Source organism: Microtetraspora sp. AC03309, assembly GCF_020826795.1.
GTDB lineage: Bacteria > Actinomycetota > Actinomycetes > Streptosporangiales > Streptosporangiaceae > Microtetraspora > Microtetraspora glauca.
The window spans coordinates 1-958 of the sequence record NZ_JADDIL010000241.1; the positions used below are offsets into that span (position 1 = coordinate 1).

1 protein-coding gene is annotated in these 958 nt (G+C 57.1%); it reads right to left on the bottom strand.

What is annotated here, in order from left to right; translation table 11 throughout:
* On the bottom strand, positions 1-587 hold a 587-nt coding region (locus IMZ11_RS42555), incomplete at its 3' end, for a BREX-1 system adenine-specific DNA-methyltransferase PglX (protein ID WP_228649256.1).
* Positions 588-958 lie beyond the last annotated feature (371 nt).

Genomic DNA, 958 nt, shown 5'->3' on the forward strand with positions numbered 1-958 from the left:
TACCGAAACTCAACGTTTCGTGTCAGCGATACCCTCTGCTTTTCCACATCGAGCGCAACCTCGTCCTCTAATCCGTATGCCTCCGCCACCATTCGGTTATTCGACGCCTCGCGGAGCCGCTGTACCTCTGTGATTTCGCGCCATCGCGCGGAACACTCATCAGCGCGCATTGCGAGCCGGGTTTCTAAGCCCTGATCTGATGACGTTGTCTTCACAAGCCACGGGGTCTCCGTGAAATCCCAAGAAGTTTCGAACGAATCCCAGTCAGCGCGCGAACATGAAACAAGTTCCTTAACAGCCGAATCCGCCACGGAGGAAAGGGCGTCCGACACCACGATTGGTACCGCCCCAACGTTGATCGGCTGGAAATTGAGGGTCGGCGAAATAGCCGCAAGGATCGAATCAGCGGTGGTCGAGTTCAGAATTAGAGCTGCCACCGACAGATCGTTCTGGGAGAACAGCGTGCAACCGCCGTTATCGAAGGCCGCGCCAGCCGGCGTATACCGAATCGAAAACCCGCCGGAAGTCACTGTCCCCCATGTCCAGCCTTCCCGACCAAAATGCCTTGCGCCGCTGCGGGTTCGCATCTCCGATCCATTGCTACGCCAGTCGACAAGGAACTCGCGGTAACCGTACCAACGACGGAAGCCGCCTCCCTTGTTGTACGGAACCCAGTAACCCGACCGGAACTCAGTTAAGGACGTCTTCGAGCGCGACACCTCCCACCAACCCCGCAAGAACCTCGCGTTATCGCCGGTGTCCATTCCCTTTCGAGGCTCGGCACGATCCCGAAGTGGACGCCCCTTTGCGAAGGATTGAAGCAACGCTGACGATAACCAATACACGATCGGAGAGGTAGGAATAGTCAGGAATTCTACGCCCGAACTACGAAATGCACTCGACCCTTCGCCACTGACCGAAGCGAGGAGTATCCGTGACTTTTCTGACTCGTTACGGC